The organism is Geodermatophilus sp. SYSU D00710 (genome assembly GCF_054050195.1).
This window is the reverse complement of record NZ_JBJGYX010000009.1, coordinates 15,616-29,932: the sequence shown is the minus strand read 5'-3', so window position 1 is coordinate 29,932 and position 14,317 is coordinate 15,616. Positions and strand designations below refer to the sequence as shown.

Genomic DNA, 14,317 nt, shown 5'->3' with positions numbered 1-14,317 from the left:
GCCGCGCGAACGGCAGCGGGCGGCGACGGTCGGCGGGTGCCCGCTGCCCCGCCTCCCGACGTGCCGCCGCGCTGCTGGACCGTGGTCGGTCCCGACGGCGCCGTGGACGTCGAGGTCCGCGCCGCCGACGGCGATCCGCTCGGCGCGGTGCTGCCCGCCCTCACCGCCGCCCTCGGCGTCCCGCCGGCGCCCGTGTGGTCGGACAGCACCGCGCTGTCCGCGGACCTGCCGCTGACCTCTCCCCTCCTCGCGCACGGCGCGGTCCTCGGCCTCGGCCGTCCCGCGCCCCGCACCGGCCGGCCGGCGTCGAGCCCGCTCGAGCTGCACGTGGTCGGCGGTCCCGCGGCCGGGACCACGGCCGGGCTGGCCAGCGGGCGGCACGTGCTGGGCCGCGGCGCCGACGCCACGCTGTCCCTCCCCGACCCCGGTGTCTCGCGCCGGCACGCCCGGCTCGACGTCGGCGCGGGCGGGACCACGGTCGCCGACCTCGGCTCGACCAACGGCACACGGCTCGACGGCGAGGAGGTGACCGGCGACCCGGTGGCCTGGCCGCCGGGCGCCGTGCTGCGCCTGGGCGCCAGCGCCCTGGCGGTCGCCGGCCCCCGGGACGTCCCGGCCGGGCTGCGCCCGGGACCGGGCGGGCGGTGGCTCGTGCACCCGGGCGCCGCGCCGCCGGTCGAGCGATCCGAGGTGGAGGTCGTCGTGCCGGCCGCTCCCGACGAGCCGGCCCGCCGCCGCCTGGCCTGGATCGCGGTGCTCCTGCCGGCGGTCGCCGGGGTGTCCCTCGCCTGGCTGCTGTCCACCCCGACGTTCCTGTTCTTCGCGCTGCTCTCACCGCTGGTCGCGGTCGGCACCTGGGCGTCGGACCGGTGGGCCGGCCGCCGCTCCGGCCGCCGCGCGGCGGCCGTCCACGCCGAGGAGCTCCGCGCCGCCCGTGCCCGGCTGGCCGAGGCGGTGCGCGCCGACGTCCGGGCGGCCCACCGCGCCTGCCCCGACCTCGCCGCGCTGGCCACCGCGGCGCGCCGGCGCACCGCGGTGCTGTGGTCGCGCGGTCCCGGCGACGACGACGCGCTGACGGTGCGCCTGGGTACGGGGTCGGGACCGACACGCGTCGTCCGGGTCGAGGACGGCCGACGGCAGGCCGAGACCGCCGCCGAGCTGCCGGTCACCGTCGACCTGCGCCGCGCCGGGCACCTGGGCGTCACCGGCCCGCGGGCACCGGCGCTGGGCGTGGTGGCCGGGGTGCTCGCCCAGGTGGGCACCCTGCTCCCACCCGGCGGCGTCGACGTCGCGGTCCTGACGACGGCCGCGCGTGCCGCCGACTGGAGCTGGGCGCGGTGGCTGCCGCACCTGGTCCCCGAGGCGGTCCACGTGCGCCCGGCCGGCGGAGGGGTCCACGAGGAGGAGGCGGCACTGCTGCGCCGGCTCGGGGGCGTGGCCGGCAGGCAGGAGGCGGCCCGCCGCCCGGGCGCGCCGCCTGTCCCCGGTCGGCTGCTGCTGGTGGTCGACCGGCCGGCCGGCGCGGACCTGCGGGACGTCCTGCGCCGGTGCCGCGACTCCGGTGCCGTGCTGCTGTCCCTCGGCTCGCGGGCGGACGAGCTGCCGGTGCCCGGCGGAGTCCTGCTGGAGGTCGGCGGGGAGACCGGAGACACCGGCCTGCTCGACCGCGGCGACGGCACGCCGCAGACCGAGCTCGTCGTCGACCGGCTGCCGCGGCCGGTCGCCGCCCGGTGGACCCGCGACCTCGCCGCCCTGTCCCCGGGACGCACCGCCTCGGCCCTGCCCCGGGCGGTCCGCCTGCTGGAGCTGACCTCCGGCGGGCCGGCCGGGGACACCGACGAGCCGGCGGTGGCCTGGACCCGGGCGCGGACGTCGCTCACCGTCCCCCTGGGGCTGAGCGGGAACGGGGTCGTCACGGTCGACCTGTGCCGCGACGGGCCGCACGCCCTGGTGGCCGGCACCACCGGCTCGGGCAAGTCGGAGCTGCTGCAGACCCTGGTGGCCGGGCTGGCGCTGGGACACCCGCCGGACCGCTGCTCGTTCCTGCTGGTCGACTACAAGGGCGGCGCCGCCTTCGCCGAGGCCGCGACGCTGCCGCACACCGTGGGCCTGGTCACCGACCTCGACGCCGCGGCCACCGGGCGTGCGCTGCGCTCGCTCACCGCGGAGCTGACCCGGCGGGAGGCGCTGCTGGCCGCGGCCGGGGTCGCCGACGTCGGCGCGCTGCCCGACGAGGTGGACCTCGCGCGGCTGGTCATCGTCGTCGACGAGTTCGCGGGCCTGGCCGAGGAGCTGCCGGAGTTCGTCGGCGGACTGGTCGGGATCGCCCAGCGCGGCCGATCGCTGGGCGTGCACCTGGTGCTGGCGACCCAGCGTCCCGGCGGGGTCGTCTCGCCCGAGATCCGGGCCAACTGCTCGCTGCGGCTGTGCCTGCGCACGATCGACGAGGCCGACTCACGCGACGTGCTGGGCAGCCCGGAGGCGGCCCGGATCCCGGCCGACCGGCCCGGCGGAGGCCTGCTGCGCGTGGGCTCCGCCCCGCCGGTGCCCTTCCAGACGGCGCGGGTGGCGGTGGGCCCGTCGGCACCGGCCGGGCCCACGGTCCGGCGCTGGACCTGGCCACCGTCCCCGCCGCCCGCGGACGACGCAGCCGTCGGGGGCCCGTCGGACCTGGCGCGCATCGCCGAGGCCACCGCCCGCGCGGCCGACCGCACGGGCGTGCGCGCGCCACACCGTCCCTGGCAACCCGCGCTGCCCGGCCGGGTCAGCGCCGCCGACCTGCCGGTCCCGTCCGGGAGCGCCCCGGCGCAGCTGCCCGTCGGCCTGGTCGACCGGCCCGACCGGCAGTCATGGGAGCCGCTCGTGCTCGACCTGTCCCGGGGCGGGGGCTGGCTGGCCGTCGGCGGCCCCGGGAGCGGCCGCACCACCCTGCTGCGGACGGTGCTGGCCGAGGCGGTCGGCCGCCTGCCACCCGGCCGGATGCACGTCCACGTCCTCGACCACGCCGGGGGCGCGCTGGGTGCCGCGGCCGCGCGGCTGCCGCACACCGGCACCGTGGTCGGCGGCGCCGACGCCCTGCGCAGCGTCCGGCTGGTGGCCCGGCTGACCGAGGACGTCGCCGCCCGCCGCGCCGCGCCGCCCGGGGCCGGAGCCGAGGACACCGGGGCACACCCCGCGGACCCCGCCCTGCTGCTGCTGGTCGACGGCGTGGAGTCGCTGATGACCCAGCTGGACGACGCGGTCCCCGGACAGGGCTCGGCGGAGTTCCTCCGGCTGGTGCGCGACGGCGCCTCGGCGGGCCTGACCTGCGTCATGACCGCCGACCGCGCCGTCCCAGGCAGCCGACTGGCCGCGGCCGCGGGCACCCGGCTGGTCCTGCCGCTGCCCGACCGCGCCGACTACGCCGTGGCCGGTGTGCCGGTCCGGTCGGTCCCCGGGTCCCGGCCGCCCGGGCGGGCGTTGCTCGGGGAGGACGCGCTCGAGTGCCAGGTGGCACTGCCCCGGCCGCTGCCGGCGTCGCTCGCGGACCGGCCGGGCGCGTCGAGCGCACTGCGCATCCCGGAGCTGCCGGCCGATCCCGAGCTGCCGGCCGGCCCGTCGGCCGGGACCACGCCCTCGGCGGTCCCGCTCGGGCCGGGCGGCGACGGGGGGCGGCTGCTGTGCGTCGACCTGCGCCGCGGCGGTGGGCTGCTGGTCGTCGGTCCCCCGGGCAGCGGACGGACGGCCACGCTGCGGGCGCTGACCACGACGCTGACCGGTGCGGGCGTCCGGGCCGCGTGGCTGGTGCGGGGCCCCCGCGCGGCCGGCCCGGACTCCTCCGGCGCGGTGCCGATCCCCGCCGACGACGTCACCGGCTGGCGGGCCTGGCTGGCGGATCTCACGGGGCGTCCGGGCGTCCTGGTGCTCGACGACGCGGCCACGCTCGCGGACGCGCCGGTCCTGGCGCTGACGGCGGCGGTGGACCTGGCCGGGCACGACGTCGTGGTCCTCGCCGCCGGCACCGCCGGAGAGCTCGCCGGGGCCTTCCGCGGACCCGTCGCCGACCTCCGCCGCGGCCGCAGCGGCCTGCTGCTCTGCCCGGGCCCCGGGGACGCCGACCTGCTCGGCGTGCGGCTGCCCCGCACGCCGGTGCCGGTGCGTCCCGGCTCCGGCTGGCTGGTCACCGCGGGCGCGGCCCGTCGGGTGCAGGTCGCCCGGCACCCCGGCCGGCCGTGACGGCGTCCTCAGAGCAGGTCGAGGACCGCGCCGATCTCCTGCGTCGCGTACCAGGCGAGCTCGTGCCCCTCGGCCTGGTCGACCACGAACTGGGCCTCGTCGCTGCCCAGGTCGGCCTCCAGCACGACCGCCACCGCCGCCCGCACGTCGGCTTCGGCGGCGGCGCCGTCGACGTGCGCGCTGGCCACGTCGGCGAGCGGCACGTCGGCGGTCACCCGGACCGCGCCGGGGTCGGTGTCGACGTCGTCGGCCGGCGTGACGGCGGTGTCGGGGACGTCGGCGGCCAGGACCACACGGCGGCGGGCGGCCGTGGGGTCGACGTCGAGCAGCCGCAGGCTGGCCCGGGCGGCGGCGAGCAGGGCCGCGTACTCGAGCTCCTCGACGTCGGCCGCGGCGTCACTGAGCGCGTAGTGGTCCCGCAGCCCGGGGGTCACGGCGAAGGCCGTGTGCGGTCCGCCGAGCCGGCCCTCGTCGACCAGTCGCCGCAGGACGTTGGTCGTCGCCGGCAGGTAGATCCGCACCCGGCCGCTCCTCTCCTGTCGGGGATGGCGACGGTATCCCGCGCCCGCGGGCGCACCGCGCCGAGCCGGTCAGCGCACCGACTCGGTCAGCGCCGCGACCTCCTGCTCGACCAGGTCGGCGAGCACGTCGACGTCGCCGGCGCCGTCGAGGTCGGCGTTGAGCCCGACGTGGACCCGCCCGTCGTAGCTGGTCATCCCCACCGCCAGCGCCTGACCGCCGAGGAGCGGCACCACCGGGAAGACCTCGAGCATCCGGCTGCCCGCGGCGTAGAGCGGCACCTGCGGTCCCGGGACGTTGGTCACGACCAGGTTGAACACCCGCCGCGACAGCCCGCGGGCCGCGCGGGCACCGAGCGCGTGCAGCGTGGGCGGGGCGAACCCGGTGAGGGCGACGAGGGCATCGGCCCGCACCGACCGTCCCGAGTCGGTGACCCCGCGCATGGCATAGCCCAGTTGCGCCAGGCGCACCCAGGGGTTGGGCTCGCCGACGGGCAGGTCGACGAGGTGGGCCGACACGCCGCCGCCCGCGGCGCCGCCCTCCTCGTCCTGCAGGGAGACGGGCACGAGCGCGCGCACGGCGGTCGAGGCGAGCACCGGCTCCCCGCGCGAGAGCAGCCAGTCGCGCAGGGCGCCGGTGAGGATGGTGAGCAGGACGTCGTTCACCGTTCCGCCGTGCGCCTTGCGGATCGCCTTGAGGTCCTCGAGGTCGGCGCGCGCGACCGCCACCCGCCGCTGGGTGCCCAGCGTCCGGGCGAGCGGCCCGTGCGGTGCCGGGACGACGGCCGACCCGGCGGCGCGGGCCAGCCCGCCGGCCACGCTGCGGACGCGGGCCGCCGTCGACCGCAGGTCGCCCATCGCCGACCATGCGTTCTCGAGCGCCGTGGTGGGCCGCTGGACGTACTCGGCGAGCGCGTCCCGGACCAGCTCGACGCGGCCGGGGACGCGGCGGGGCACCCAGTCGTCGACGGCGGGCAGGGCCGCGTCCGGGGTCGTGTCGAGCAGCACCTGGGCGATGTCCACCGCGACGAGCCCGTCGACGAGCGCGGGGTGGGTCTTGGTCACCACGGCGACCCGCCCCTCGGCCAGGCCCTCGACGAGGTAGACCTCCCACAGCGGGCGGGCGTGGTCCAGCGGGCGCGAGGTCACCCGGGACACCAGGTCGAGCAGCTGCGCCTGGGTGCCCGGCCGCGGCACCGCCGACCGCCGCACGTGGTAGGCGACGTCGAAGTCCGGGTCGTCGGCCCAGACCGGGTTGGCCAGGTGGCCGGGCACCGGGACGACCCGCTGCCGGTACCGGGGCACCAGCGGCAGCCGCGCCTCGACCAGGTCGGCGAGGGCGTCGAGCCCGCCCTCGACCGGTTCGAGGACGAGCACGCCCGCGACGTGCAGGGGGGCGCCGGGCTCCTCGAGGTAGAGGTACGACGCATCCAGGGTGCTCAGCCGCTCGGCCATCGTCCTCCTCCGGCTCGGGGGTCCACGCTACGGCGACGAGGGCGTCCTCCCCAGCCGGACCGGCGCGGACCGCCCGCCCGGGGGAGCCGCGGCGGGCCGGCGGCTCATCCGGCGCGCCGGCGCAGACGCCGGCGTCCCCGTGCCGGCTCGGGCACCCGCGCGAGGTCGGCGGCCAGCGTGCGCAGGCCGGCCCGCAGCGGGGACCCGGGTGCCACCTCGGCCAGGGTCCGCCCGGAGGCGAGCGCCGCGTCGGTGGCGGCCCGGTCGGCCGGCAGGAAGCTCCGCACGCCGCGGCCGGCGAAGCGCTCGAGCGCGTCGCCGATCTCCTCGCGGGGGTCGCCGGGCACCGGACCGCGGCGCAGCTGGTTGACCACCACGACCGGTTCGACGTCCGGCAGCAGGTCGCGCAGCTGGCCCAGCGCCCGGATGGTGCGCTGCAGGGCGACCGGGTCGGCGCCGCTCACGCAGAGGACGTCGTCGGCGGACTCCAGCACGGTGACGGTGGCCCCGTTGCGCCGCGGCGCCGCGGTGTCGAAGGACAGCTCCTCGTCCTCCTCGAGGTTGAACGCGCAGTCGACGACGGTCAGGTCGGCCATCCGGCGGGCCTCGTCGAGCACCGCCGCGACCGCGTGGGGACGCAGCTCGGGCCACCGGTCGGCCCGGGCCAGCCCGGTGAGCACCCACAGCTGCGGACGGACCGACCAGGCCAGCCGGCGCAGGGCGGCCTCGTCCAGCGTCCCCGCGGCGGCCTGGCGCGCGGCGCCGGCCAGCCCGGGCGACTCGTCGAGCAGTCCGAGGACCTGCGCGACGACCCCGCCGTACACGTCGGCGTCGACCAGCAGCGTCGGCACCCCCAGGCGCGCCGCCTCGTCGGCGAGACCGACCGCGACCGTCGTCCGGCCCGGCGCCCCGGTCGGGCCCCACACCGCCACCACCCGGCCCCGGGAGGGACGCCGCGGCGCGGGCTCGGGGCCGGTCCGGCCGGGAGCGGGCAGCGCCGTGCGGGGGTCGGCCACGTCGTGTCCGGTCGCCACCGGGCCGGTCACGGCCTCGCGCAGCGCGCGGACGACGTCCTCCGGCGGCGCGTCCGCAGGCAGCACGGTGGCCACCCCCAGCGCCCGCAGCCGCTCGGCGGCACGGCCGTCGGCGGGGTCGGCCAGCCCGACGACGGCGACCCCGGCCGCGCCGAGACGGGCGACCGCGTCGACGTCGAGGCGGTGCAGGTCCGCCGACAGCAGCGCGGCCTGGGCGGTGCCGGTGGCGGCCGTGGCGAGCAGGTCGGAGGCGTCGACGCACCGCCGGACCACGGTCACCCCGTGGTCGGCCCGGTCCAGGGCGCCGACCAGCGCGGCCTCCCACGCGGCGCCGGTCACCGCGGTGACGACCTGCAGCGCCATCAGGGCGCCGACCCGGCGGGTGCGGCCGGCGGAGCGGCGGCGGGGGGCACGGGAGCCGTCGCCTGGTCCGCGGCCGGCGCGGGCAGGGCCGGCCCGGACGGCGCGACCGGCAGCGGGGCGGGCGGCGGTGACGAGGCCGGCACGGAGGCGACCGGCGCCGAGGAGGCGGACGGTGAGGAGGCGGGCGGCGTAGCGGACGGGGTGCTCGACGGGGTGCTCGGTGGGGCCGAGGCGGAGGGACGGGCCGGGCGCGCGGTGCTGCCCGGCGCCCCCGCGGGCGCCGCGGCGTCGTCCACCGAGCCGTGCACGACCACCACGAGCGGCCGGCCGCCGATCGACCCGAGCACGGCGGCGGCCTCGGCGGCAGGGACGCCGATGACCACCTGGACGGTCGTCGCCGCCGTCGACAGCACGCCCTCAGCGCGGCCGCTGACGGCCTGCACCGGCGCGGCCGCGACCACGAGCGTCACGCCCTCGCCGGTCGTGGTACCGGCGGGGTCGGTCACGCCGTAGACGTCGACGACCTGCCCGCGCGCGAGTCCGGGCGGTACGTAGCCGGCCTGCACCGGCAGGGCGACCTGCACCAGGTCCTGCGGCTCCTCCAGAGCGCTGCGCGGCAGGAGCTCCCCGGCGCGCACCGTGCGGGCGAGGGTGCGCCCGGCGGGGTCGGTGCCGGTGGACAGGTAGGCCCCCGCGGCGTCGCCCAGCCGCACCTCGACCGCGACGAGGTCGGTGGCCGTCAGCTCGGTGCCCGCGGCCAGGTCGCCGGCCACCGACCACACGGGCACGGTGGCATCGGCAGCGCTCACGACGCGGGCGCCGAGCAGCACCGAGCCGAGCACCAGCAGCACCCCGAGGACCAGCCGCAGGTCCAGCCAGCGCGGCGGGCGCACCCGCCGCGGCACCGGCCCGGCCGCCGCCTCCCCCGCCATCGGCGCCGTGTGCGTGGCAGCGCTCACCGGACCCTCCTCTGCTGTCCGGGACGCCCCGGCCGCCCACCGCGCGGTGGGCACGGACCTGACCGGCGATCAGCGCGCGGTCGGACGCAGATGATGCGGTACGGGAGCGGTTGCGTGCACGGACTGTCCACACGTTCGGGTGTGGACGAGATGCGCGCGGGTGAGCGCGTTCCTGACAGACTGGCGGGCGACCGGACGGAGAGCCATGCCCACACCGCGCTTCCTGACCCTCGACGACGTCGCCGAGATCCTCAACGTCTCGTGGTCGCAGGCCTACGCGCTCGTACGCCGCCGTGAGCTGATCGCCATCCAGATCGGTGGCCGCGGCCAGTGGCGGGTGGAGACCGACGAGCTCGAGCGGTTCATCCAGCAGAAGTACGCCGAGGCCCGCGCCGGCGCCGTCCCGACCGCCGACGAGCTCGCCCCGGAGGCCCCCGCGGCACCGGCGCACACGGGGACCGGCACGCCGGCCGACACCCCGGCCGCGGCCGCGCCCGCCCGCGGACGTCGCTCGCGCGGCTGACCCTCAGGGGGCGCCGGGGGCCAGCGTCCGCACCACCGCCACCGCGCCCAGCACCGCCGCCCGGACCGACCGCACGGCGCCCGACCGCCGGAACTCGTCGGGTGCGTGCTCGGCCAGCTCGACGAAGTCGGCCCCGACCCGGTCGACCGTCCCGGTCAGCACCCCGCCGTCGTCGAGGACGACGGCCACCGCGCTGCGGTCGCGCGCCAGTCCGCGCAGCGCCCGGCGCAGGTCCAGCGCCGCCCGCACCGGGGAGACCGGCCCGGCCGCCGCGGTCGAGCGCACCAGCCCGGACACCGCGACGACGGCCGGCAGGGCCACCAGCACCTCACGGCCGGCGTCGTCGGTGAGCAGCGCCCAGTCCGGGCCCACCTCACCGAGCCGGCCGACGACCTCGCCGGCGCCCCGGCAGCGCAGGGACACCCGCTCGCCCACCGCACCACCCAGCCGCTCCGCCAGCCGGACCGCGGCCGTCTCCGCCCGTGACCGGGAGGGCAGCTCGGCCCGCTCCTCGGCCGCGGAGGCCTCGTCGAACTCCGCCTGCAGGTCGGCGAACAGCTGCTGCCAGCGCATGCCCGGAGCCTAGATCCACACTGACTCTTGCGTTTGCACGCGTTTGGTTGCTTTAGTGCTGCGATCGCACGGAGGAGGGCACATGTCAGGGAGCCGACTCGTCGCCACGACGGCGGCGATGGCCGGGATGGCGGCCGTCCTGCGGGTGCTCACGCCCGACCTCGCCGCGCTGACCGCGGTCGAGTTCGATCCCCAGCGCATCGCCGACACCGCCGGCCCCGAGACCCTGCTGCTCGCCGCGGTCGCCGCCGCCGCCTGGCTGGTCTGGGCGTGGGGCGCCCTCGGCCTGGTCCTCACCGCGCTGTCGGCGCTGCCGGGCCTGGCCGGTGCGGTCGCCGGGGCCGTGCTCCGCCACCTGCTGCCCGCCTCGGCCCGGCGCGCGGCCGCCCTGGCCCTCGGCGTCGGCCTGGTCGCAGCGCCCGCGCTCACCGGCTGCACGACGACGGTGTCCGCTCCACCGGTCGCCCCCGCGGCCGCCGTGCAGGCCGCGACCGTGCCGGACTGGCCACCGGCCTCGTCCGCACCCGCCGCCGCGTCGGGGCCGGCGCCGGCGGCCGCCGTCCCCGACTGGCCGGCGGCCGCCGTCCCCGACTGGCCGGCGCCGGCGCCCGGCGACCACGTCGTGCTCCGCGGCGAGTGCCTGTGGTCGATCGCCGAGGCCGATCTCCGCGCCCGCACCGGCCGGGAGCCGACCGACGCCGAGGTGGCCGGCGCCGTCCACGGCTGGTGGCGGGCCAACGCCGCCGTGATCGGCGACGACCCCGACCTCCTGCTGCCCGGACAGGTCCTGCGCCCGCCGACCTGACCGCGGCACCGCCCTCCCACGGCCGCTCCCCCGGCCCGAGCCGACCGCCACCGACCCGACCCCGGGAGCCCCCGTGACCGCCCCTCCGCAGACCACCGCGCCGCAGACCCCGCCCGGCACCGGCCGCCCGCCCCGCCTGACGATCGTCCCCGCGCTGCACCCGCCGCTGCAGGGGCCGGCCGTCGCGCTGGTCGACCCCAGCACCCCGCCGCCGCGCCCGCCGCACCGGCCCGGCCCGCGCCCGGTCCCCGACGGCGGCCGGCGGCCGGACCTGTTCGGCCCCGCCTGGTCGGTCCGGGCGGACCTACCGGATCCGCGCGCGGCGGGCCGGCTGCTGTTCACCACGGTGCTGGAGGCGCTGGCCGGCAGGCGGCCGCTGTCGCAGGTGCAGCGGCTCACCGCGCCCGGCGTGCACGGCGCGCTGGCCACCGGACGGCGTCCGGCGTGGTGCACCGGCGGCACCGCGCCGCTGCTGCTGGGGCCGGTGCACGTCTGCGAGCCGGTCGACGGCGTGGCCGAGATCAGCGCGGTGGCGCGCCGCTCAGGTCGGGCGCACGCGGTCGCCGCCCGGCTCGAGGGCGTCGACGGGCGCTGGCGGTGCACCGCACTCTCGATCGGCTGACGAACGACGGCGCCCCGCCGACCACGCGGGTCGACGGGGCGCCGGAGGGACGGGGTCCTTCCTCAGCGGCCGGCTGCTCCGTGGCAGACCTTGTACTTCTTGCCCGACCCGCACGGGCAGGGCGCGTTGCGGGCGGGCTCCTTGGTGCCGGTGACCGTCGCGGTCTTGGCCGCCTTCGCGGGGCCGCTCTCCTTGGGAGAGGCGTCGAGCGAGGGCGCCGAGTAGCTCAGGTTCTCCTGCCGCCGCGGCTCGTCGAGACCCTTGACCGCCAGCTGCGGGCCGGTGCCCGACGGCGACGGCGTCTCGTCGGCCGGAGCGGCCGGCGTCGTCGGCGCCGCGTGCCGGCCGCCGGTGCGCGCGCCCGGCCGGCCCGCCGGGGCACCGGTCGAGCGGCGGGCGGCGGGCTTGGCCGCCGGCTTGGACACCGACACCGGAGCGGCCGGGGCCGGAGCGGCGCCGTCCCCGTCGGTCGGAGCCGGGGCCTCGGCCGGAGCCGGGGCCTCGGCCGGAGCCGGGGCCTCGGCCGGAGCCGGGGCTGCGGCGGCCTGCGCGGCGGCCTCGCGGGCGGCGGCCTCCCGGACGGCGGCCTCCTGCGCGGCCCGCTGCCGGGCGAGCACCCGGGCGGTGCCCTCCTGCGCGGCGGCCAGCGCCCGGGCCTCGGCCTCGGCCTGCTGGGCCCGCGCCTCGGCTTCCTGCTGCTCCTTGGTCTTGACCTCGAGGTTGAACAGGAAGCCGACCGACTCCTCCTTGATGCCGTCGAGCATCGCGGAGAACATGTCGTAGCCCTCGCGCTGGTACTCCACGACCGGATCGCGGTTGGCCATCGCCCGCAGGTGGATGCCGGCCCGCAGGTAGTCCATCTCGTAGAGGTGCTCGCGCCACTTGCGGTCGAGCACGCTCAACAACACCCGCCGCTCGAGCTCCCGCATGACCTCCGAGCCCAGCGCCGCCTCGCGCTCCTCGTAGGCGCGGTGGACGTCGTCGAGGAGCTCGCTCTTGAGCGTCTCGGCCGTCAGCGCGGACTGCTCGCCGTCGGCGACCCGGTCGAGCAGCTCCGCCAGCTGCAGGCCCACCGGGTAGAGCGACCGCAGGCCGGTCCACAGCTGCTCGAGGTCCCAGTCCTCGGCGTAGCCGGTCTCGGTCGCACCGTCGACGTAGGCGCCGACGACGTCGTCGAGCATGTGCTGGACCTGCTCGTGCAGGTCCTCGCCGTCGAGGACCTTGCGGCGCTCGTCGTAGATGACGGTGCGCTGCCGGTTGAGGACCTCGTCGTACTTGAGGACGTCCTTGCGGACCTCGAAGTTCTGCTGCTCGACCTGCGTCTGCGCCGAGCGGATGGCCCGGGTGACCATCTTCGACTCGATCGGCTGGTCGTCGGGGACCCGCAGCGTGGTCATCATCGACTCGAGCATCGGGCCGTTGAAGCGGCGCATCAGGTCGTCGCCGAGGGAGAGGTAGAACCGCGACTCCCCCGGGTCGCCCTGCCGGCCCGAGCGGCCGCGCAGCTGGTTGTCGATGCGGCGGCTCTCGTGCCGCTCGGTGCCCAGCACGTAGAGGCCGCCGGCCTCGGTGACCTCCTCGTGCTCGGCCTTCACCTGGTCCTTGGCGGCGGCCAGCGCCTCGTCCCAGGCGGCCTCGTACTCGTCGGGGGTCTCCGACGGCGAGAGCCCGCGGGCCCGCAGCGCCTCGTCGGCGATGAACTCGGGGTTGCCGCCGAGCTGGATGTCGGTGCCGCGGCCGGCCATGTTGGTGGCCACGGTGACCGCGCCGAGCCGGCCGGCCTGGGCGACGATCGCCGCCTCCCGCGCGTGGTTCTTGGCGTTGAGGACCTCGTGCGGGATGCCGCGGCGCAGCAGCAGCTTCGACAGGATCTCGGACTTCTCGACGCTGGCGGTGCCCACGAGCACCGGCTGCCCGGCCTCGTGGCGCTCGGCGATGTCGTCGATGACCGCGTCGAACTTGGCCGACTCGGTCTTGTAGATGACGTCGGAGCGGTCCTCGCGGACCATCGGCCGGTTGGTCGGGATCGGGACGACGCCGAGCTTGTAGGTCTGGGAGAGCTCGGCCGCCTCGGTCTGGGCCGTGCCGGTCATCCCGGAGAGCTTCTCGTAGAGCCGGAAGTAGTTCTGCAGGGTGATCGTGGCGAGCGTCTGGTTCTCGTCCTTGATCTGTACCTTCTCCTTGGCCTCGATGGCCTGGTGCATGCCCTCGTTGTAGCGCCGGCCGGCCAGCACGCGGCCGGTGAACTCGTCGACGATGAGCACCTCGCCGTTGCTGACGATGTACTGCTGGTCGCGGTGGAAGAGCTCCTTGGCCTTCAGCGCGTTGTTCAGGTAGCCGATGAGCGGGGTGTTGACCGCCTCGTAGAGGTTGTCGATGCCGAGCTGGTCCTCGACGAACTCCACGCCCTCCTCGGTGACGGCGACCGTGCGCTTGGCCTCCTCCACCTCGTAGTGCACGTCGCGCTTCATCAGCGGGACGATCCGCGCGAACTCGACGTACCACTTGCCGGCCGACTCGGCGGGGCCGCTGATGATCAGCGGGGTGCGGGCCTCGTCGATGAGGATCGAGTCGACCTCGTCGACGATCGCGTAGTGGTGGCCGCGCTGGACCAGGTCGGCCTTGGCCCAGGCCATGTTGTCGCGCAGGTAGTCGAAGCCGAACTCGTTGTTCGTGCCGTAGGTGATGTCGCAGGCGTACTGCTCGCGGCGGTGCGCCGGCTTCTCGCCGGACAGGATCGTGCCCACGCTCAGGCCGAGGAAGCGGTGCACCCGGCCCATCCACTCGGCGTCGCGCTTGGCCAGGTAGTCGTTGACCGTGACCACGTGCACGCCCTCGCCGGTGAGCGCGTTGAGGTAGGCCGGCAGCACGCCGGTCAGGGTCTTGCCCTCGCCGGTGCGCATCTCGGCGATGTTGCCCAGGTGCAGCGCGGCGCCGCCCATGAGCTGCACCCGGAAGTGCCGCTGGCCCAGCGTCCGGGTGGCGGCCTCCCGGACGACGGCGAAGGCCTCCGGCAGCAGCTGGTCGAGGGTCTCGCCGTCGTCCAGACGCTGCTTGAACTCGTCGGTCTTGGCGCGCAGCTCGGCGTCGGTCAGGTCCGCGACGTCGTCGGCGAGCAGGTCGATCGCGTCGGCGATCCGCTCCAGTCGACGGACGAGCTTTCCCTCACCGGCACGGAGGATCCTCGAGAACACCACGGGTCCAGCGTAGGCGGCCCACCCGGCGTGCCGGGGACGCCGCACGTACCCTG

10 protein-coding genes are annotated in these 14,317 nt (G+C 77.8%); 4 read left to right on the top strand and 6 right to left on the bottom strand.

Features of this window, described 5'->3' with window-relative positions; translation table 11 throughout:
- Nucleotides 1-36 precede the first annotated feature (36 nt).
- Nucleotides 37-4,215 carry an FtsK/SpoIIIE domain-containing protein gene (locus tag ACI78U_RS06190; protein ID WP_456874408.1) on the top strand — a complete coding sequence of 1,393 codons (4,179 nt, stop codon included), beginning with the start codon at nucleotides 37-39 and terminating at the stop codon, nucleotides 4,213-4,215.
- 8 nt (nucleotides 4,216-4,223) lie between these two features.
- Here ACI78U_RS06190 and ACI78U_RS06185 read toward each other — a convergent pair whose 3' ends face one another.
- The 4 genes from ACI78U_RS06185 to ACI78U_RS06170 form a co-directional block, all read right to left on the bottom strand.
- Nucleotides 4,224-4,736 (bottom strand): DUF6912 family protein, encoded by a 513-nt coding sequence (locus ACI78U_RS06185; protein ID WP_456874407.1) that lies wholly within the window; start codon nucleotides 4,734-4,736, stop codon nucleotides 4,224-4,226.
- Between the two features lie 69 nt (nucleotides 4,737-4,805).
- Nucleotides 4,806-6,188 (bottom strand): WS/DGAT/MGAT family O-acyltransferase, encoded by a 1,383-nt coding sequence (locus tag ACI78U_RS06180; RefSeq protein WP_456874406.1) that lies wholly within the window; start codon nucleotides 6,186-6,188, stop codon nucleotides 4,806-4,808.
- A gap of 104 nt (nucleotides 6,189-6,292) precedes the next feature.
- Complete coding sequence (locus ACI78U_RS06175; protein WP_456874405.1) at nucleotides 6,293-7,585, bottom strand: AAA family ATPase; 1,293 nt, start codon at nucleotides 7,583-7,585, stop codon at nucleotides 6,293-6,295.
- Nucleotides 7,585-8,544, bottom strand: a complete 960-nt coding sequence (locus ACI78U_RS06170; protein WP_456874404.1) for an SAF domain-containing protein — start codon at nucleotides 8,542-8,544, stop codon at nucleotides 7,585-7,587. Before ACI78U_RS06170 ends, ACI78U_RS06175 begins: the two co-directional genes overlap by 1 nt.
- Nucleotides 8,545-8,749: 205 nt before the next feature.
- Here ACI78U_RS06170 and ACI78U_RS06165 point away from each other — a divergent pair, with 205 nt between their 5' ends.
- Nucleotides 8,750-9,067, top strand: coding sequence for a helix-turn-helix domain-containing protein (locus ACI78U_RS06165; RefSeq protein ID WP_456874403.1), 318 nt, complete (start codon nucleotides 8,750-8,752; stop codon nucleotides 9,065-9,067).
- Between the two features lie 3 nt (nucleotides 9,068-9,070).
- Here the strand turns inward: ACI78U_RS06165 and ACI78U_RS06160 are convergent, their stop codons facing one another.
- The gene (locus tag ACI78U_RS06160) at nucleotides 9,071-9,640 is read right to left on the bottom strand and encodes a hypothetical protein (RefSeq protein WP_456874402.1); all 570 of its coding nucleotides are present in this window, start codon (nucleotides 9,638-9,640) and stop codon (nucleotides 9,071-9,073) included.
- Between the two features lie 82 nt (nucleotides 9,641-9,722).
- Between ACI78U_RS06160 and ACI78U_RS06155 the strand changes: the two genes are divergently transcribed.
- Both ACI78U_RS06155 and ACI78U_RS06150 read left to right on the top strand, forming a co-directional pair.
- Nucleotides 9,723-10,445 (top strand): hypothetical protein, encoded by a 723-nt coding sequence (locus tag ACI78U_RS06155; protein WP_456874401.1) that lies wholly within the window; start codon nucleotides 9,723-9,725, stop codon nucleotides 10,443-10,445.
- 73 nt (nucleotides 10,446-10,518) lie between these two features.
- Nucleotides 10,519-11,067, top strand: a complete 549-nt coding sequence (locus ACI78U_RS06150; RefSeq protein WP_456874400.1) for an Rv3235 family protein — start codon at nucleotides 10,519-10,521, stop codon at nucleotides 11,065-11,067.
- Nucleotides 11,068-11,129: 62 nt separating this feature from the next.
- Here ACI78U_RS06150 and secA read toward each other — a convergent pair whose 3' ends face one another.
- Nucleotides 11,130-14,264: a preprotein translocase subunit SecA gene (secA, locus tag ACI78U_RS06145; RefSeq protein WP_456874399.1), complete on the bottom strand. Its 3,135-nt coding sequence runs from the start codon at nucleotides 14,262-14,264 to the stop codon at nucleotides 11,130-11,132.
- Nucleotides 14,265-14,317 lie beyond the last annotated feature (53 nt).

Coding starts and splice junctions, on each gene's coding strand:
- ACI78U_RS06180 (WP_456874406.1), bottom strand. CDS start 6,188: ATGGCCGAGCGGCTGAGCACCCTGGATGCGTCGTACCTCTACCTCGAG.
- ACI78U_RS06175 (WP_456874405.1), bottom strand. CDS start 7,585: ATGGCGCTGCAGGTCGTCACCGCGGTGACCGGCGCCGCGTGGGAGGCC.
- ACI78U_RS06165 (WP_456874403.1), top strand. CDS start 8,750: ATGCCCACACCGCGCTTCCTGACCCTCGACGACGTCGCCGAGATCCTC.
- ACI78U_RS06160 (WP_456874402.1), bottom strand. CDS start 9,640: ATGCGCTGGCAGCAGCTGTTCGCCGACCTGCAGGCGGAGTTCGACGAG.
- ACI78U_RS06155 (WP_456874401.1), top strand. CDS start 9,723: ATGTCAGGGAGCCGACTCGTCGCCACGACGGCGGCGATGGCCGGGATG.